General features: G+C 70.7%; 17 protein-coding genes and 1 tRNA gene. 5 read left to right on the top strand and 13 right to left on the bottom strand.

Going from position 1 to position 16,955, the window contains the following annotated elements:
- Positions 1–162 precede the first annotated feature (162 nt).
- From OG252_RS25600 to OG252_RS25580, 5 genes are all read right to left on the bottom strand, one after another.
- On the bottom strand, positions 163–1,629 hold the full coding sequence (locus OG252_RS25600) for a peptidoglycan D,D-transpeptidase FtsI family protein (protein WP_329338976.1): 1,467 nt from the start codon (positions 1,627–1,629) through the stop codon (positions 163–165).
- Positions 1,626–3,065: an FtsW/RodA/SpoVE family cell cycle protein gene (locus OG252_RS25595; RefSeq protein ID WP_266436613.1), complete on the bottom strand. Its 1,440-nt coding sequence runs from the start codon at positions 3,063–3,065 to the stop codon at positions 1,626–1,628. Before OG252_RS25595 ends, OG252_RS25600 begins: the two co-directional genes overlap by 4 nt.
- 27 nt (positions 3,066–3,092) lie before the next feature.
- Complete coding sequence (locus tag OG252_RS25590; protein ID WP_266436611.1) at positions 3,093–4,625, bottom strand: Stp1/IreP family PP2C-type Ser/Thr phosphatase; 1,533 nt, start codon at positions 4,623–4,625, stop codon at positions 3,093–3,095.
- Between the two features lie 128 nt (positions 4,626–4,753).
- Positions 4,754–5,272, bottom strand: coding sequence for an FHA domain-containing protein FhaB/FipA (locus tag OG252_RS25585; protein ID WP_266436609.1), 519 nt, complete (start codon positions 5,270–5,272; stop codon positions 4,754–4,756).
- Between the two features lie 10 nt (positions 5,273–5,282).
- Positions 5,283–6,158 carry an FhaA domain-containing protein gene (locus tag OG252_RS25580; RefSeq protein ID WP_266436607.1) on the bottom strand — a complete coding sequence of 292 codons (876 nt, stop codon included), beginning with the start codon at positions 6,156–6,158 and terminating at the stop codon, positions 5,283–5,285.
- A gap of 490 nt (positions 6,159–6,648) precedes the next feature.
- Here OG252_RS25580 and OG252_RS25575 point away from each other — a divergent pair.
- A tRNA-Leu gene (locus OG252_RS25575) sits at positions 6,649–6,732 on the top strand.
- 97 nt (positions 6,733–6,829) lie between these two features.
- Here OG252_RS25575 and OG252_RS25570 read toward each other — a convergent pair.
- On the bottom strand, positions 6,830–7,459 hold the full coding sequence (locus tag OG252_RS25570) for a TetR/AcrR family transcriptional regulator (RefSeq protein WP_329338971.1): 630 nt from the start codon (positions 7,457–7,459) through the stop codon (positions 6,830–6,832).
- Between the two features lie 145 nt (positions 7,460–7,604).
- Complete coding sequence (locus tag OG252_RS25565) at positions 7,605–8,258, bottom strand: FMN-dependent NADH-azoreductase (protein ID WP_329338969.1); 654 nt, start codon at positions 8,256–8,258, stop codon at positions 7,605–7,607.
- 132 nt (positions 8,259–8,390) lie between these two features.
- Between OG252_RS25565 and OG252_RS25560 the strand changes: the two genes are divergently transcribed.
- The 4 genes from OG252_RS25560 (at position 8,391) to OG252_RS25545 (ending at position 11,832) form a co-directional block, all read left to right on the top strand.
- Positions 8,391–8,753, top strand: coding sequence for a winged helix-turn-helix transcriptional regulator (locus OG252_RS25560; protein WP_329338967.1), 363 nt, complete (start codon positions 8,391–8,393; stop codon positions 8,751–8,753).
- Between the two features lie 215 nt (positions 8,754–8,968).
- On the top strand, positions 8,969–10,429 hold the full coding sequence (locus OG252_RS25555) for a DUF2252 domain-containing protein (protein ID WP_266436599.1): 1,461 nt from the start codon (positions 8,969–8,971) through the stop codon (positions 10,427–10,429).
- A gap of 157 nt (positions 10,430–10,586) precedes the next feature.
- Positions 10,587–11,429 carry a J domain-containing protein gene (locus tag OG252_RS25550; RefSeq protein WP_266436597.1) on the top strand — a complete coding sequence of 281 codons (843 nt, stop codon included), beginning with the start codon at positions 10,587–10,589 and terminating at the stop codon, positions 11,427–11,429.
- 73 nt (positions 11,430–11,502) lie between these two features.
- Complete coding sequence (locus tag OG252_RS25545; protein ID WP_266448294.1) at positions 11,503–11,832, top strand: rhodanese-like domain-containing protein; 330 nt, start codon at positions 11,503–11,505, stop codon at positions 11,830–11,832.
- Between the two features lie 47 nt (positions 11,833–11,879).
- Here the strand turns inward: OG252_RS25545 and OG252_RS25540 are convergent, their stop codons facing one another.
- The 6 genes from OG252_RS25540 to paaA all read right to left on the bottom strand — a co-directional run bounded on the left by OG252_RS25540 (position 11,880) and on the right by paaA (position 16,770).
- On the bottom strand, positions 11,880–13,013 hold the full coding sequence (locus tag OG252_RS25540) for an acyl-CoA dehydrogenase family protein (RefSeq protein ID WP_266436595.1): 1,134 nt from the start codon (positions 13,011–13,013) through the stop codon (positions 11,880–11,882).
- 119 nt (positions 13,014–13,132) lie between these two features.
- Positions 13,133–14,194, bottom strand: a complete 1,062-nt coding sequence (locus OG252_RS25535) for a 2Fe-2S iron-sulfur cluster-binding protein (protein ID WP_329338964.1) — start codon at positions 14,192–14,194, stop codon at positions 13,133–13,135.
- Positions 14,194–14,742 carry a 1,2-phenylacetyl-CoA epoxidase subunit PaaD gene (paaD, locus tag OG252_RS25530; RefSeq protein WP_266436591.1) on the bottom strand — a complete coding sequence of 183 codons (549 nt, stop codon included), beginning with the start codon at positions 14,740–14,742 and terminating at the stop codon, positions 14,194–14,196. Before paaD ends, OG252_RS25535 begins: the two co-directional genes overlap by 1 nt.
- Positions 14,736–15,458 (bottom strand): 1,2-phenylacetyl-CoA epoxidase subunit PaaC, encoded by a 723-nt coding sequence (gene paaC / locus OG252_RS25525; protein ID WP_266436589.1) that lies wholly within the window; start codon positions 15,456–15,458, stop codon positions 14,736–14,738. The genes paaD and paaC overlap by 7 nt, the downstream gene beginning before the upstream one ends.
- Positions 15,455–15,742 (bottom strand): 1,2-phenylacetyl-CoA epoxidase subunit PaaB, encoded by a 288-nt coding sequence (paaB, locus tag OG252_RS25520; RefSeq protein ID WP_054242083.1) that lies wholly within the window; start codon positions 15,740–15,742, stop codon positions 15,455–15,457. Before paaB ends, paaC begins: the two co-directional genes overlap by 4 nt.
- The gene (gene paaA / locus OG252_RS25515; protein ID WP_266436586.1) at positions 15,739–16,770 is read right to left on the bottom strand and encodes a 1,2-phenylacetyl-CoA epoxidase subunit PaaA; all 1,032 of its coding nucleotides are present in this window, start codon (positions 16,768–16,770) and stop codon (positions 15,739–15,741) included. The genes paaB and paaA overlap by 4 nt, the downstream gene beginning before the upstream one ends.
- Positions 16,771–16,955: the final 185 nt, after the last annotated feature.

Raw genomic sequence — 16,955 nt, 5'->3', positions numbered from 1 at the left:
ACCAGCCCTCTCCGTCGGTCCCGACCGGCACAGTAGTGCGGTCGGGTGGCTGCCGTCCGGGCCTACCGTACCCGGATGGCCTTGTGTGACCTGGCCAAGCCCGTCACCCGATACAGGACCGGTATCGCAACGTGCACCGATGTGAAGGGGACGTGATCGGGGTCACTGCTTGCTGTTGATGACCGCCTCCATCACGCTCTTCGCGATGGGCGCCGCGAGGCCACCGCCGGAGATGTCGTCACGCACGGCACTGTCGTCCTCGACCACCACGGCCACGGCGACCGGCGAGCTGCCGTCGGCGAGCTTGGCGTACGAGAGGAACCAGGCGTACGGCTTCTCGCTGTTGTCGACGCCATGCTGGGCGGTACCGGTCTTGCCGCCCACGGTGACGCCGTCGATCTGCGCGTTCTTGCCCGTGCCGTCCTTGACGACCGTCTCCATCATCGACTGCAGGATCTGGGCGTTCTTCGAGGACAGCGGCTGGCTGAGCTTCTCCGGGTCGGTCTGCTCGATGGTGTCCAGGCTCGAGGTCTGCAGCTTGTCGACCATGTACGGCTTCATCAGCGTGCCGTCGTTGGCGACCGCGGAGGCGACCATGGCCATCTGCAGCGGGGTCGCGGCGGTGTTGAACTGACCGATGGAGGACAGCGCGGTCTGCGACTCGTTCATGTCGTCGGAGAAGACCGACGCGTTGGCCCGGACCGGCGTGAACTGCTCGGAGTTGAAGCCGAACTTCTCGGCCTCGGCGAGCATCTTGTCGTTGCCGAGGTCGGCGCCGACCTTGCCGAAGACGGTGTTGCAGGAGTACTGGAGGGCGACCCGCAGCGTGGCGTTCTTGCAGGGGATGTTGCCCTCGTTCTCCAGCGGCGTCGTGGTGCCGGGCATGATCCACGGCAGCGGCGTCTTGGTGGGCGAGTTCGCGTCCGGGTACAGCCCGTTCTCCAGCGCGGCGGCCGCGGTGACCACCTTGAAGGTGGAGCCCGGCGGGTAGGTCTCGCGCAGCGCCCGGTTGAGCATGGGGTCGTTGGCGTCGCTCTTCTTCTGGAGCTTGCCCCAGGCGTCCCCGTCGTTGGAGCCGGCGATCGTCGAGGGGTCGTACGACGGGTACGAGGCCAGGGCCAGGATCGCGCCGGTGGACGGGTCGATGGCGGCGACCGCGCCCTTGCCGCGGCCCTTCAGACCGTCGTAGGCGGCCTTCTGCGCGGCGGAGTTGAGGGTGGTGACGACGTTGCCGCCCTGCTTCTTCTTGCCCGTGATCATGTCGAGGGTGTTGCGGAAGAAGAGCTGGTCGTCGGTGCCGCTGAGGATGCCGTCCTCGAGGTTCTCGAGCTGGCTGGTGCCGTAGGCCTGCGAGGCGTAGCCCGTGACGGGCGCCCACATGGCGCCGTCCTTGTAGGTGCGTACGTACTCGAAGTCGCCGCTGTCGACTTCCTTGGAGCCGGTGATCTCCTTGCCGTCGACGATGATGTCGCCGCGCGGGGTGGCGTACCGCTCGATGGCGACGCGGCGGTTGGCCGTGTCGGTCCGCAGTTCGTCCGCCTTGACGTACTGGAGCCAGTTGTCGCGGATGAGCAGGGTGAGGACGAGGAGTCCGCAGAAGATCGCGATCCGGCGCAGGGGTTTGTTCATGACGGGCGAACCACCTGGGTCATCTCGGCGTCGGGACTGGGGGCGGGAGCGGGCGCCGGGCGGCGCGCGGTATCGCTGATGCGCAACAGGATGCCGATGAGCGCCCAGTTGGCGATGACTGCTGATCCGCCGGAGGCGAGGAACGGCATCGTCATACCGGTCAGCGGGATCAGGCCCATGACGCCGCCCGCGACGACGAAGACCTGGAGGGCGAAGGCGCCGGACAGGCCGACGGCGAGGAGCTTGCCGAAGGGGTCGCGGGCGGCGAGGGCGGTGCGGACGCCGCGCTCCACGATCAGGGCGTAGAGCACGAGGATCGCCATGATGCCGGCGAGGCCCAGTTCCTCGCCGAAGGTGGCGAGGATGAAGTCGGAGTTGGCGGCGAACCGGATGAGGTCGGAGTGGCCCTGGCCGAGGCCGGTGCCGAGGGTGCCGCCGGAGCCGAACGCCCACAGGGCCTGCATGGCCTGCTCCGAGTGGCCGCCGACGCCCTGCCGGGAGAGCGTGTACTCCTTCATCGGGTCGAGCCAGGCCTGGACGCGCTGCTGGACGTGCGGCTCGAAGCTGGCCACACCGACCGCGCCGGCACCGGACATCAGCAGACCGAAGACGATCCAGCTGGTCCGCTCGGTGGCGACGTACAGCATGATGACGAACATTCCGAAGAACAGCAGCGAGGTGCCCAGGTCGGTCTCGAAGACCAGGATCAGGATCGAGATGAACCAGACGACCAGGATCGGGCCGAGGTCGCGGCCGCGCGGCAGGTACAGGCCCATGAAGCGGCGGCTGGCCAGGGCGAGCGCGTCCCGCTTCACCATCAGGTAGCCGGCGAAGAAGATCGCCAGGACGATCTTCGCGAACTCACCGGGCTGGATGGAGAACCCGGCGACCGAGATCCAGATCTTGGCGCCGTAGATGGAGGTGCCGAGGCCCGGTACGAGCGGCAGCAGCAGCAGGATGAGCGCGCCGACCATGGAGATGTACGTGTAGCGCTGCAGGACGCGGTGGTCCTTGAGGAAGATCAGCACCACGATGAACAGGGCGATGCCCATGGCCGTGTACAGCAGCTGCCGGGAGGCGGCGTTGCCGGCCTGGTTGATCGACTGGAGCAGTTCGGACTGGTCCAGCCGCCAGATGACGACCAGCCCGAGCCCGTTGAGCAGCGTGGCGAGCGGCAGCAGCAGCGGGTCGGCGTACGGCGCGAACTTGCGCACGACGATATGCCCGATGCCGGCCAGCAGGCCGAGGCCCAGGCCGTAGCTCAGCAGGCCGGCCGGCACCTTGTCGTTGATGGCCAGGCCCACGTTGGCGTAGGCGAACACCGGGATCACCACGGCGAACACCAGCAGCGCGAGCTCGGTGTTGCGCCGGCTCGGCGTGCCGATCGCGCCGATGGTGGACGTGTGGTGCGTCGATGGGTTGGTAGTACTGCTCATCGTGTGACAGGGCCTCTCACGGCTCGGCTACTGCTTGTCGCACTGCGAGACGACCTTCTGCTCCTGGTCGGAGAGGCTGGGGCCGGGGGTGGGCGTGGGCGCAGTCGTGGACGGGGCGGGCGAGGTCGACGTCGATGGATTCGGCGTCGGCGAGGCCTTGGACGACCAAGAGGCGGGTGTGGTTCCCGTGGTGCCGCCGGCCTCGCCCTCGCCGGTCTTGGCGTTGTTCTCGCTCTCGGCCTTCTGCCGGGCTGCTTCCTTCTCGCATGCGGAGGCCTGGACCGCCAAGGCCTCGATCTTCGTCTGGGCGTCCTCGAGTCCGCCCTCGGTGATCGTCGCCTTGACCTGCTTCTGCATGTACGTCGGCAGGTACTTGAGTTCGATCTCGGGGTGGTCCTTGTGCACCTTGGACAGCGAGACCCAGGCGAGGTCCTGGCTGATGCCCCGGTACAGGGCGACGTGTTCGCCGTTGGCGCCGACGTAGTACTGCGTCTGCGTCCAGCGGTAACCGCCGTACAGGCCGCCGCCGATGACGGCCAGCGCGAGCGCGGCGTAGAAGGATCTCTTGAGCCACTTGCGGCCCTTGCGGGGCTTGACGAAGTCGTCGTCGCCGTAGTCGCCGAAGCCGGCGGTGGAGATGTAGCCGGTGGTGTCGCCGGAGCCGGGCGGGCCGAACTCGCCGCCTCCGCCCTGTCCGGGCACCTGGCGGCCGAGGCCGGAGGCGCGCCCCGCGGGGGTCTGCATGATGCCGTTGTCGTGCAGCTGGAGCTGGTTCTCGGCGACCGCGCCGACCACGACGGGGGTGTCGGACAGCTGTCCGGCGAGGGTGTCCCCGGTGTCGAGGTCGAGGACGTCGGCGACGATGACCGTGATGTTGTCGGGGCCGCCGCCGCGCAGCGCGAGCTGGATGAGCTCCTGGACGGTCTCCTGGGGGCCCTGGTAGCTGGCGAGGGTGTCCTCGAGGGTCTGGTGGGACACGACCCCGGACAGACCGTCGGAGCAGATCAGGTAGCGGTCGCCGGCGCGGACTTCACGGATGGAGAGGTCGGGCTCGACGTGCTCGCCGCTGCCCAGCGCGCGCATCAGCAGGGAGCGCTGCGGGTGGGTGGTGGCCTCTTCCTCGGTGATACGGCCCTCGTCGACCAGGCGCTGCACCCAGGTGTGGTCCTGCGTGATCTGCGTGAGGACGCCGTCGCGCAGCAGGTAGGCGCGCGAGTCGCCGACGTGGACGAGGCCGAGGCGCTGGCCGGTCCACAGCAGGGCGGTGAGCGTGGTGCCCATGCCCTCCAGCTGCGGGTCCTCCTCGACCATCGCGCGCAGCTGGTCGTTGGCGCGCTGCACGGCGGTGCCGAGGGAGGTGAGGATGTCGGAGCCGGGCACGTCGTCGTCGAGGGCGACGATGGTGGAGATGGCCTCGGAGGAGGCGACCTCGCCGGCCGCGGCGCCGCCCATGCCGTCGGCGATGGCGAGCAGGCGCGGACCGGCGTATCCGGAGTCCTCGTTGCCCTCCCGGATCATGCCTTTGTGCGATCCGGCGGCGAAGCGCAGAGACAGACTCATGCGCACCTCGCCCGTCGGCTCCGGGTACATCCGCACGGTGCCCACCCTCCGGTCGGGAGCGCGCCGGGGCCCGGGGTGCCGGGCGCCGCTGCGTGCTCGCTCCGCTCGCGCTCATTCATGACGTAGCACTACTTCCGCAGCTCGATGACGGTCTTGCCGATGCGGAGGGGCGCGCCCGGTGCGATCGGTGTGGGTGTCGTCAGCCGCGTTCGGTCGAGGTACGTGCCGTTGGTGGAGCCCAGGTCCTCGACGATCCACTGGCCGTCACGGTCCGGGTAGATCCTGGCATGTCGGCTGGAGGCGTAGTCGTCGTCCAGCACGATGGTGCTGTCGTGCGCCCGGCCCAGGGTGATGGTCTGGCCCTGGAGCGCCACCGTGGTGCCGGTGAGTGTGCCCTCGGTCACCACCAGTTTGGTGGGGGCGTTACGACGCTGGCGGCCACCGGCGGCGGCCTGCTGGCGCTGTTGCGGGGGCGCGGCCTGCCGGGCGGCGGCCTGCTGCTGCCGTCCGCTCTCCCGGCGCGAACCGCGCTGGGTGACACGCGTACCGAACAGGTCGCTGCGGATGACCTGCACGGCCACGATCACGAACAGCCACAGTACGGCCAGGAAACCCAGCCGCATGACCGTGAGGGTCAGCTCTGACATTGCCCCCGCTTCACCCTTCGGCTTGCCGGTAAATGATGGTGGTACTGCCCACGACGATCCGCGAGCCGTCGCGGAGCGTAGCGCGGGTGGTGTGCTGCCCGTCCACCACGATGCCGTTGGTGGACCCGAGATCCTGGATCGTCGGGGGCGTTCCGGTCCGGATCTCACAGTGCCGGCGCGAGACGCCGGGATCGTCGATCCGCACGTCGGCCTCGGTGCTGCGACCCAGCACGAGCGTCGCGCGGGAGATCTGATGGCGGGTGCCGTTGATCTCGATCCAGTGGCGCATGCGACCGCCGGCCGCGGGAGCGGGAGCAGGTGCGACCGGGGGCCGCTGTCCGCCCGCGGGCTGCGGGTAGCCGTAGCCGCCGGGACGGCCGCCGGGTGGCGGCGCGGCCGGCATCGGCGGGGCGGCCGCGGGTGCGGCGGCGGGCGGGTAGCCGTAGCCGCCGGGGGCCGGCCGGCCTGGGGCCGGGGCCGCCGGGGCGCCGCCGGGAGCCTGCTGGCTGGTGGAGGAGGCGAGCGTACGGCTGCGCACCCGGTACAGGCCGGTGTCGAGGTCGTCCGCCTTCTCCAGGTGGACCTTGATGGGGCCCATGAAGGTGTAGCGCTGCTGCTTGGCGTAGTCGCGCACCATCCCGGCGAGCTCGTCGCCGAGCTGGCCGGAGTAGGGGCTGAGCCGCTCGAAGTCCGGAGTGCTCAGCTCCACGATGAAGTCGTTGGGCACGACCGTCCGGTCGCGGTTCCAGATGGTCGCGTTGTTGTCGCACTCGCGCTGGAGTGCTCCCGCGATCTCCACGGGCTGTACCTCGGACTTGAACACCTTGGCGAAGGTGCCGTTGACCAGACCTTCGAGACGCTGCTCGAACTTCTTCAGGACTCCCATGGGGCACCTCCTCCGTAGCCGCTGCTGTCCTGTGTCCCGCTGAGCGGGCCCTGCCTTGCCCGGTACTGCTGCTGGTACTGCTTACTGATCGTATCCACGCGCCGTCGAATCGGCTGGTTCCCCCTGTCGGCCCGGTCGACGGGTGTCGACGCCTCCGAAGTTCCCTCCGGAGCTCCCCTTCGAACTCTTCTCGGACGTAGTCCTGCCAAGGATCGTAGAGGCGGCCGCAGACAAGTGTCCCGCACCGGACTGTGGACCTGGACCGCTCCTGCGGAGACGGTCGGGACCGGTACGAGGTTGATACGTGAACAGGTCGGCGTTGATACGTCTGCTGACGGAATCGGGGGCGGGGTGGCGGACTGACGCAGAGTGTGCTGGTCGGCGGCTGCCCGGCCATAAGGGATGTGAACCCACCCCGTCCTGCGTGCTAATGTTCTGCGTGTCGGAAGGCGCCGCCCCCTAGGGGGAACAGCCCGAAGACACACCCAATGCGCGGGTGGCGGAATAGGCAGACGCGCTGGATTCAGGTTCCAGTGCCCGAAAGGGCGTGGGGGTTCAACTCCCCCCTCGCGCACAGCGAAGAACCGAGGAACGGGTCTTCACCAGTGACGAAAGTCACGGTGAGGGCCCGTTTCTCGTTGGTCGTGGCGGGGGCCCGGCGGTGAGCTATCTCACGGTCGGGAGCCGCCCGTGCGCAGGTGCCGCAGGACGGCTTCCGCCTCGGGACGGGTCCTTCCGACGGCCAGCAGCACCGCCGTGGCGGCGGCGGGGGCGGAGCCCTCCCATGTCTCGTCGTTCACCGACTCCAGCATCGAGACGACGACCGACTCCATGACGTGGGCCAGCACCGGCGCCGGCAGGTGGTCGGCGAACACTCCGTCCCGCTGTCCCTGCGCGAGCAGTTCACCGGCCAGATCGCGTACGGCGGTCAGCGCGCCGCGGATGTCGCCGTCCGGGTCGCGGCGGCCGAGCGCGATGAGCATGCGGAAACGGTCGCCGATGCCCCAGACGGCCAGGACGTAGCGGGCCAGGGCCAGATCGGCGGGCTCGGCGGGGTTGCGCTCCTCGACGAACGCCTGCCGGAGCGACTCCACGGCCTCCACGGCCAGGGCGTTGACGAGATCCTCCCGGCCGGCGAAATGGCCGTAGAGCGTGCGGCGGGCGATACCTGCCGCGCGGGCGATGTCGTCGACGGTGGTCTCCGGATCCGCGCTCAGCGTCTCGCGCGCGACGTCCAGGATGCGCCGCCGGTTCGCCTGCGCGTGCCGCCGACGGGGTGCCGCCTTCGCGCTCTCGGTCATCGCCCCATCGCCTGCTCCTCGTGTCGCTCCGGCGAAGACTCGCATACGGGCGTGGCCTGCGGCAGGGAGGGCCTGAGGGCGGGTGGCCTGCTGTGGAGGTGCTTCGCCGGGTGGGACGGATGCCCGCCCCACCCGGCCGGCGGACTTACGCCGCGACCCGCTCGGCCACTTCCTTGGCCTTGGCGGACGCGTCCTGGAGGGCGCGCTCGCGCGAGGCCTCGAAGAGCGGGATCAGTTCGGTCATCGCGGGGTTCTGCGGGGCCATCGTGAGCTCCGGGACGATGAAGTGGAGGTCCACGGCGAGGGTGTCGGCGAGGACGGCCTGCAGGTAGGTCTGGACGTACTCGTAGCCCTCGCGCGGGGTGCCCGGGGCGTACGAGCCGCCGCGGCTGGCGACGACCGTGACCGGGGTGCCCTTGACCTTGGAGTCCTCGGTCATGGCGGTGCGGCCGATGAGGATCACGTTGTCCAGCCAGGCCTTGAGGGTCGACGGGATCGAGAAGTTGTACATCGGGGCGCCGATCAGCACCGCGTCCGCCTGCTCCAACTCCTCGATCAGCTGCACGCGCGCGGCGAAGGCGGCCGCCTGCTCCGGGGTGTGCGCGGCCGGGTCGGCGAAGCCGGCGGTGTGGGCATCGGCGGTGATGTGCGGGACGGGATTCGCGGCGAGGTCGCGGTGGATCACCGTGCCTTCGGGGTGCTGCTCCTCCCAGGTCTTGCGGAAGGCGTCCGTCACGGAGCGGGACGCGGAGGCGTCGGTGGGGAAGACGGAGGAGTCGATGATCAGGAGCGTGGCCATGGGGTCTCCAGGGGACGGCGGTCCGGCCCACGGGATGGTCGTTCCGTGGGCTAGTAATACGTACTCGACTATGGATAACACAGTCGCTTACTTTTTTTCACCCCTCTTCGTGAGGGGCAGTACCCTGAGGGCATGACGGTCGAGCAGAGTCACGACCCCACGGCGTGCAAGCGGGTCGACGACGGCATCACGCGCGTCTTCCAGCTGCTCGGGAAGCGCTGGACCGGCCCGATCGTGTCCGTCCTCACCAACGGGCCCGCCTACTTCGTCGACCTGCGCCGGGCCATCCCCGGCATCAGCGAGCGCATGCTCTCCGACCGCCTCACCGAACTCGGCGCCGCCCGGCTCGTCGTCCGCCAGGTCGACGAGGGGCCTCCGCTGCGGGTGTCGTACCGGCTGACGGAGGCGGGGGCCGCGCTGGCTCCGGCGCTGGGGCTGCTCAAGGAGTGGGCGGAGGAGCATCTGCCGGAGGGGGAACGGCAGACGGGGTGCTGACGGTTGCGGCGGGGGCCCCGCCGGCTCGCATCGTGCTCTGTGCCGGTGCGCCCCCGCTGTCGTGCCGGTGTGCTGTCGATGTGCCGTCGATGTGCTGAGGGCTGTCGGCGTTTTCCACAGTTGTGGAGTTGTCCACAGGGTCTGACGCCTTTCAGCCGCCCGCTGTACGGTCGGCACGAGTTGATGTTCGTGCGTACGCGGGGGAGGCGGTCGCTGTGACCGAGGTCGGTGCGGAGACGGTTGTCGGGGACGCGGTCCCCGTTCAGGAGGCGGCGGCGAGTGCCGAGGGCACCCGTCGGCTCCCCAGGGTCCGCGGCTTCGCCGACTGGCCCGCCGAGGGCACGCCCAAGGAGGAGGGCAGGGCGCTGCGGCGCAGCGTCCCGCGCAGTGCGCACGCCGTCCTCGACCTGGACGGGGGACGGCCCGACGCGGTGAGCGCGGTCGAGGAGTCCGGCCGGGGCCGTATCCCCGGGCTCACGCCCATACGGGTCGGCAGGATGGCGGCCACGCCCTTCGCCTTCCTGCGCGGTTCGGCCGGCCTCATGGCCTACGACCTGGCGCGCACCCCGATGACGAGGATCCGCGCCCAGATCTGCGGCGACGCCCACGCCGCCAACTTCGGTCTGTACGGCGACGCGCGCGGCGGTCTGGTCATCGATCTGAACGACTTCGACGAGACGGTGAACGGCCCCTGGGAGTGGGACCTCAAGCGGCTCGCCGCCTCCCTCGTGCTCGCCGCCCGTGAGGCGGGCGCCGACGAGGACACCTGCCGCAAGGCGGCGCACGACGCGACCGGTGCCTACCGCCGCACCATGCGGCTGCTGGCCAGGCTTCCGGTCCTGGACGCGTGGAACGCCATCGCGGACGAGGAGTTGGTCTCCCACACCGACGCCCACGACCTGCTCGGCACCCTGGAGCGGGTCTCCGAGAAGGCGCGGGCCAACACCAGCGGGCGCTTCGCCGCGAAGGCGACGGAGCCGACCGAGGACGGCGGCCGCCGCTTCGTCGACGCCACGCCGGTGCTGCGGCGGGTGCCGGACGAGGAGGCCGCGTCGGTGGCCGCGTCCCTGGAGCAGTACCTGACCTCGCTCTCCGAGGACCGCCTCCCCCTGCTGGCCCGTCACGCGGTGCACGACGTCGCCTTCCGCGTCGTCGGCACGGGCAGTGTCGGCACCCGGTCGTACGTCGTCCTGCTCCTCGACCACCGGGGCGAACCGCTCGTCCTCCAGGTCAAGGAGACGCGCCCCTCGGCGCTGGTGCCGCACCTGGCGAGCGCCGGGTTCGAGGCTCCGAAGGTCGACCACGAGGGCCGGCGGGTGGTCATGGGGCAGAAGCGCATGCAGGTGGTCAGCGACATCCTGCTGGGCTGGACCTCGGTCGACGGACTGCCGTTCCAGGTACGGCAGTTCCGCAACCGCAAGGGCAGCGTCGACCCCACCGCCCTCGCCGCCGACCAGCTGGACGACTACGGCCGGATGACCGGCGCCCTCCTGGCCCGCGCCCACGCCCACAGTGCCGACCCGCGCCTGATCGCCGGCTACTGCGGCAAGAACGAGGAACTGGACGAGGCGATCACCGCGTTCGCCGTCGCCTACGCCGACCGCACGGAGGCGGACCACGCGCAGCTGGTGGCGGCCGTGCGATCGGGGCGGATCGCGGCGGAGGTGGGTGTGTGAGGGGGGTGTGCCCGGGGCGCTCGGTGTAAGGGGCGCTTGGTGTCCGGGGTCCTCGGTGTCCGGGCAGGGGCGTGTCCAGAGTCCTGAGAGGGCCTGCTCGGAGGGTTGAGGACGGTGTGTTCGAGAGGCTCCTCCCGCCGTGGCCTACGCTGGTCGGGTGACGACCCCGGAAGCTGAGCAGGGTGGTGTCGCCGGTGAGAACCGGCCGACGCCGGACGCCGGTGTGCCCCGGCCCGAGGAGCGGCTGGAACGGGCCGTGCGGGCCGCCGAGCAGGCGCTGATCGAGTACGAGATCGCGGTCGATACCTTCCGTATCGAGGTCGAGAACTTCTCCCGGCTGCACCACCAGAAGCTCGGCCCGATGTACACCCGCCTCGACGAGCTGGACGCCCAGATCGCCGAGGCCCGGGCCGCCCGCACCGGCGACCCCGAGGACCTGCGCAAGGCGGACGAGGCGCGGGCCCGAGTCATGCCGATGCCCGGAGTCGAGGAGCTCTTCCACGGCTGGATGGACGGCGAGGGGCTCTTCCCGGAGTCTGAGGCGATGCTCACCGATCAGCCGGTGCGGCCCCCGCAGCGGGTGCGGCCCAGCGAGGAGGCCCGCAAGCGCTACCGCGAGCTGGCCCGCAAGGCCCACCCCGACCTCGCCCAGGACGAGACCGAGCGCAAGCGGCGTGAGGAGTTCATCACGCGGGTCAACGCCGCCTACGCCCGGGGCGACGAGGCGCTGCTGCTGGAGCTGGCCGAGGAGTGGGCCGCCGGACCGAAGCTCCCGGAGCAGGGGCCGACGCCCAGCGAGGATCTCTACGCCCGCCTCGAATGGCTCGCCCAGCGCAAGGAACTGCTCACGGTGGTCGCGCGCGAACTGGAGGAGAGCGCGATCGGCTCGATGCTCCGGATGGCCCCGGACGACCCGGACCGCCTCCTGGAGGAGGTCGCCGAGAAGCTCTTGGCCGACGTCGCCGCGCGCGAGGCCGAGCTGGCGGAGCTGCTCGGATAGCGGCCGGACCGGTGCGCGCCCACGTCGGGCAGCTCCGTCGGGTAGCGTCGGAGGCATGCATTTCGGAGCTGGTGTGCCCACGGTCGAGGTCACGGACCTCAAGGACAGCGACTTCCTGCTGGACGTCCGCGAGGACGACGAGTGGCAGGCGGGTCACGCCGAAGGGGCGCTGCACATCCCCATCAGTGAGTTCGTCGCCCGGTACGGCGAGCTGACCGAGGCCGCGCCGCAGGACGGCCGGGTCAACGTGATCTGCCGCTCCGGCGGGCGTTCGGCGCAGGTCGCGATGTACCTCGTCCAGCAGGGCGTCGACGCGGTGAACGTCGACGGCGGCATGCAGGTCTGGGCGGCGGCGGGCCGCCCCGTCGTCACCGACGAGGGGCAGCCGGGCTTCGTCCTCTGAGCCGAGCACTGCCGAGGGGTGGCTTGAGGTTCAGGGCGGCTTGAGGTTCAGGCCAGCGGGTGGGCCGCCAGCAGGTCGCCCAGGGTCTCCTCGTGTGCCGCCGCCGGGCCGAGTGACAGTTCCAGGTGCTTGGCCCAGGCGTGGAACCGGTGCAGGGGGTAGTCGACGTCGGCACCGAATCCGCCGTGCAGATGCTGCGCCGTCTGCACGACCCGTCGTACGCCCTCCGACGCCCAGATCTTGGCGACGGCCACGTCACCGGAGGCGGGCAGCGCCCCCGGGGCTCCCGAGGTGATGCGCCACGCGGCCTGCCAGAGGGTGACCTCCATGGCCCGCAGATCGATGTAGCGGTCGGCGGCCTGCACGGCGACGGCCTGGAACGTGGCCACCGGGAACCCGAACTGTTCCCGCTTGCCGGTGTATTCGCTGGTCATCCGCAGCACCCGCTCCCCCAGACCGAGCGCCAGCGCGCACGTCCCGGTGGCCAGCAGATCCCGCAGCCACTCCCACGCCCCGTCTGCGTCGATGACGTCCCGGTCCGCGATCCGTACGGAGTCCAGGCGCAGTTCCCCGAGCCGCTCGCCGGTGGTGGAGATCTGCTCGGCGAGCTCGACCCCCGCGTGCACCCGGGGGACCACGGCGAGAAGGGTCCGGTCTGCGGCCGTGTGCGCGGGGACCAGGACGAAGTCGGCGTCGTACGCCCACGGCACCGCCGTCTGCACACCGTCCAGCAGCCACTCCTCCCCCTCCCGCCGTGCGGTCACGGCTAGTTCGGCCGGGTCGTGGCCGGTGCGACCGCTCGCGGCGACGGTCAGGACGACCTCCCCCCGGCCCGCCCGCACCGCCAGACCGGACTTCAACTCCGCACCGGCGAAGGTCTGTACGGCGGCGAGCGCGGCGCTGTTCTCCAGCAGCGGTACCCGCGCCAGCACCTTCGCCGCTTCGCGCAGCACCAGGCACAGGGCGACGGCATCCAGGCCGGACCCGCCGTACTCAGGGTCGAGCAGCAGGCTCAACAGGTCCGCGTCGGCGAGCCTGGCCCACAGCGCACGGTCGAAGTCGTCCGCGACGGCACCCGAGGTGAGAGCGGGGCTGGGCACCGCGTCCGGGGCTACCCCGGCGAACACCCCCCGCGCCGCCTCGGCCGCTGCCTGTTGCTCCTCGGTGAAGGTGAAGTCCACGGTCCTGTCCTTCCGCCGGGCCCGCCGATCTGACGGTCCGTCAAGATAGAACAGCTTCTAGAAGAAGGGAACGGGCTGCCGACGCTCACCTGTGGAACGCCGGTGCGTTTCGCGGCTCCTCACCTGTCGAAGTCCAGCTCCACCTTCTCCGTCACCGGATGCGACTGGCACGCCAGCACGTACCCCGCCTCCGTCTCCTCCGGCTCCAGCGCGAAGTTGCGGTCCATGCGCACCTCGCCGGAGACCAGGAAGGCCCGGCAGGTCCCGCACACCCCGCCCTTGCAGGCGTAGGGCGCGTCGGACCGGTTGCGCAGCACCGCCTCCAGCAGAGACTCGCCCTGCTGGACCGGCCAGCTCCCGCCGCGTCCGTCGAGTCGGGCCGTCACCGTGCTGTGAGCGGGAGCGGGTGCGGTGGTCACGGGGGCGGCGGCGTCCACATGGAAGATCTCCTCGTGGATACGGGTGCGGGAAACGCCGAGCTTCCGCAGTGCCCTCTCGGCCCCCTGCACCAGCCCGAACGGACCGCACAGGAACCATCCCGCCACGTCCCCCACGGGCAGCAGCGCCGGAAGCAGCGCGCCGAGCCGCTCCTGGTCGAGCCGCCCGGACGGCAGCCCCGCCTGCTGCTCCTCCCGGGACAGCACCGTCACCAGGTGCAGCCGCTGCGGATAGCGGTCCTTGAGGTCGGCGACCTCCTCCAGGAACATCGTCGAGGCGGACGTACGGTCGCTGCGTATCAGGCAGAACCGGGCCTCCGGCTCGCGCGCCAGCAGGGTCGCCACGATCGACAGGACCGGGGTGATGCCGCTGCCGCCGACGATCGCCGCGTACACACCGGGCGCCGGGTCGAGGGTGAAGCGCCCCGCCGGGGTCATCACCTCCACCTCGTCGCCGAGGTTGATCTCCTTGAGCGCGTATGTCGAGAAGGCCCCGCCCTCGACCAGCCGCACCCCGACGCGCAGGGTGCGGGAGCCCTCGTCGCCCGGTGCCGGTGCGGGGGAGCAGATCGAGTAGGTGCGCCGGATCTCCGTACCGTCGACCGTGCGCCGCAGGGCGAGATGCTGGCCGGGGGCGTGCCGGTACTCCTCGCGCAGTTCCTCGGGCACGGTGAACGTCAGGGCTACGGAGTCGTCGGTGAGCCGGTCGACCGCGGCCACGGGGAGCGCGTGGAAGCGGGCCATCACAACTCCTTGAAGTGGTCGAAGGGTTCACGGCACGACAGACACCGCCGCAGCGCCTTGCAGGCGGTGGAGGAGAAGCGGCTGAGCAGCTCGGTGTCGGCGGAGTCGCAGTGCGGGCAGCGGATGGGGTCGGCGGCTTCCCCGGCTTCCTCGGCTTTCCGGTCGAGCGTGCGGGTCGGCCCCAGCTGCAGGCCTACCGGCCCGGCCGCCCGCCCCGTCCGCGGCGGGGCGATGCCGAACTCCCGGAGCTTGCGGCGCCCTTCGTCCGTGATGTCGTCCGTCGACCAGGCGGGCGCGAGCACCGTGCGCACGGTGACGTCCCGTACGCCGTATTCGTGCAGGATCCGCTCTATGTCCAGGGACATCGCCTCGACGGCCGGGCAGCCGGTGTACGTCGGGGTCAGCTCGACCTCGACCGAATCGGGGCCGTGGACGTGCACCGCGCGCAGCACGCCGAGCTCCTGGAGGGTGAGCACGGGCAGTTCGGGGTCGGGGACCGAACCGGCCAGCTCCAGCAGCTCCGCCTCCAGCGGAGTGGTCGTCACCATGACGCCCCCGGGTGGCTGCGGTGCAGATGCTGCATCTCGGCGAGCATCCGCCCGAAGGACTCGGTGTGCAGGCCCTGGCGGCCCGCCCCGGCCGCCCACGCTCCGGACCGCGGGCCCTCGGGGACGGTGAGGGTGGCGCGGCGCAGGACGTCCCCGACGGCCTCGACCCAGGTCGACTCCATGCCCGGCCAGTCGGCGTCCAGCCCTGCCACGGGCCGGAACATCTCCCCGGTGAAGCGCCACAGCGTCTCGCACGCCCGCTGCATCCGCTCATGGCTGGCGTCCGTGCCGTCGCCGAGTCGCAGGGTCCACTGTTCGGCGTGGTCGCGGTGGTAGGCGACCTCCTTGACGGCCTTCGCGGCGAGCGGCGCGAAGGGGCCGTCCGCGGCGGCCAGTTCGGCGTAGAGCAGGTGCTGGTAGGTGGAGAAGTACAGCTGGCGGGCGATGGTGTGGGCGAAGTCGCCGTTGGGCTGTTCCACCAGTTGGAGGTTGGTGAAGGCGCGCTCCTCGCGCAGATACGCCAGTTCGTCCTCGTCGCCGGCCAGCGAGAGCAGCACACGGGCCTGACCGAGCAGGTCCAGTGCGATGTTGGCGAGGGCGACCTCCTCTTCGAGGACGGGGGCGTGGCCGGCCCACTCCCCGAGGCGGTGCGAGAGCACCAGGGCATCGTCGCCGAGGGCGAGAGCGGCAGTCGTAGGGACGGATGTGGTGGTCACAGGTGCTTCACCCCCTCCGGGATCTCGTAGAAGGTCGGGTGCCGGTACGGCTTGTCGGCGGACGGTTCGAAGAACGGGTCCTTCTCGTCGGGCGAGGACGCGGTGATCGCGGACGACGGGACGACCCAGATCGAGACGCCCTCGCCGCGCCGGGTGTACAGATCGCGGGCGTTGCGCAGGGCGAACTCCGCGTCCGGCGCGTGCAGGCTGCCGGCGTGGGTGTGCGAGAGGCCGCGGCGGGAGCGCACGAAGACCTCCCACAGAGGCCAGTCGGTGTTCGTCATGCCTGCTCCACTCCCCTTCCGGCACCGGAGGCACTGTGCTTGGCCGCGTACGCCGACGCCGCCTCCCGGACCCAGGCGCCCTCGTCGTGGGCCCGCCTGCGTTGGGTTATCCGCTGTTCGTTGCACGGGCCGTTGCCCTTGAGGACGTCCCAGAACTCCGTCCAGTCGATCGGGCCGAAGTCGTGCTGCCCCCGCTCCTCGTTCCACCTCAGGTCCGGGTCGGGAAGCGTGAGGCCCAAAGATTCGGCCTGGGGGACGCAGATGTCGACGAAGCGCTGGCGCAGCTCGTCGTTCGAATGCCGCTTGATCTTCCACGCCATCGACTGCGCGGAGTGCGCGGACTCGTCGTCGGGCGGGCCGAACATCATCAGGGACGGCCACCACCAGCGATCCACGGCGTCCTGCGCCATCGCGTGCTGCTCGGGGGTGCCGCGACTGAGGGCCAGCAGCAGCTCGTAGCCCTGGCGCTGGTGGAAGGACTCCTCCTTGCAGATGCGGACCATCGCGCGGGCGTACGGGCCGTACGAGCAGCGGCACAGGGGCACCTGGTTGGTGATCGCTGCGCCGTCCACCAGCCAGCCGATCGCGCCGACGTCTGCCCAGGTCAGCGTGGGGTAGTTGAAGATCGAGGAGTACTTCTGGCGGCCGGTGTGGAGCTTGTCGAGCAGTTCCTCGCGGCCGGTGCCGAGGGTCTCGGCCGCGCTGTAGAGGTAGAGCCCGTGTCCCGCCTCGTCCTGGACCTTGGCCATCAGGATGGCCTTGCGGCGCAGTGAGGGCGCGCGCGTGATCCAGTTCGCCTCCGGCTGCATGCCGATGATCTCGGAGTGGGCGTGCTGCGCGATCTGCCGGACCAGGGTCGCGCGGTAGGCGTCGGGCATCCAGTCACGCGGCTCGACGCGCTCGTCGGCGGCCACGGCGGCGTCGAAGGCCCTCTCGTACGCGGCGGTGTCGTCGACGCCGGCCTGTGTGCCGTCCTGGCTGTCGTGCGCCAGTGTGCGCGCCGTCTGGTGCGTGGCTGCTGTCGCCATGGAGTCCCCCTCGACCTGGGCTCTGCCGGTACTGCTCCCGACCGATCGTTCGGTTCGTGCGATTCCATGGTGTGACGGGCGCCGTAAGGTGTCAACCGCTGTGGATAACCTCCGGGCATCCCCGGGCACGCCTGTGGACAACCGGGGTGGCTTCGCGGAAGAGCCGGTGGGGGCTGTGCCGGGCG

The sequence above is a fragment of the Streptomyces sp. NBC_01352 genome (assembly GCF_036237295.1).
GTDB classification, from domain to species: Bacteria; Actinomycetota; Actinomycetes; order Streptomycetales; family Streptomycetaceae; genus Streptomyces; species Streptomyces plumbiresistens.
Note: the sequence above shows the minus strand (reverse complement) of the source record. Positions and strands in the feature narration are given on the sequence as shown.

Excerpts from the sequence above, each read along its gene's own strand:
- OG252_RS25600 (WP_329338976.1), bottom strand. The coding sequence starts at position 1,629 with ATGAACAAACCCCTGCGCCGGATCGCGATCTTCTGCGGACTCCTCGTC.
- OG252_RS25595 (WP_266436613.1), bottom strand. The coding sequence starts at position 3,065 with ATGAGCAGTACTACCAACCCATCGACGCACCACACGTCCACCATCGGC.
- OG252_RS25590 (WP_266436611.1), bottom strand. The coding sequence starts at position 4,625 with ATGAGTCTGTCTCTGCGCTTCGCCGCCGGATCGCACAAAGGCATGATC.
- OG252_RS25585 (WP_266436609.1), bottom strand. The coding sequence starts at position 5,272 with ATGTCAGAGCTGACCCTCACGGTCATGCGGCTGGGTTTCCTGGCCGTA.
- OG252_RS25580 (WP_266436607.1), bottom strand. The coding sequence starts at position 6,158 with ATGGGAGTCCTGAAGAAGTTCGAGCAGCGTCTCGAAGGTCTGGTCAAC.
- OG252_RS25570 (WP_329338971.1), bottom strand. The coding sequence starts at position 7,459 with ATGACCGAGAGCGCGAAGGCGGCACCCCGTCGGCGGCACGCGCAGGCG.
- OG252_RS25565 (WP_329338969.1), bottom strand. The coding sequence starts at position 8,258 with ATGGCCACGCTCCTGATCATCGACTCCTCCGTCTTCCCCACCGACGCC.
- OG252_RS25560 (WP_329338967.1), top strand. The coding sequence starts at position 8,391 with ATGACGGTCGAGCAGAGTCACGACCCCACGGCGTGCAAGCGGGTCGAC.
- OG252_RS25535 (WP_329338964.1), bottom strand. The coding sequence starts at position 14,194 with ATGGCCCGCTTCCACGCGCTCCCCGTGGCCGCGGTCGACCGGCTCACC.
- paaD (WP_266436591.1), bottom strand. The coding sequence starts at position 14,742 with ATGGTGACGACCACTCCGCTGGAGGCGGAGCTGCTGGAGCTGGCCGGT.
- paaB (WP_054242083.1), bottom strand. The coding sequence starts at position 15,742 with ATGACGAACACCGACTGGCCTCTGTGGGAGGTCTTCGTGCGCTCCCGC.
- paaA (WP_266436586.1), bottom strand. The coding sequence starts at position 16,770 with ATGGCGACAGCAGCCACGCACCAGACGGCGCGCACACTGGCGCACGAC.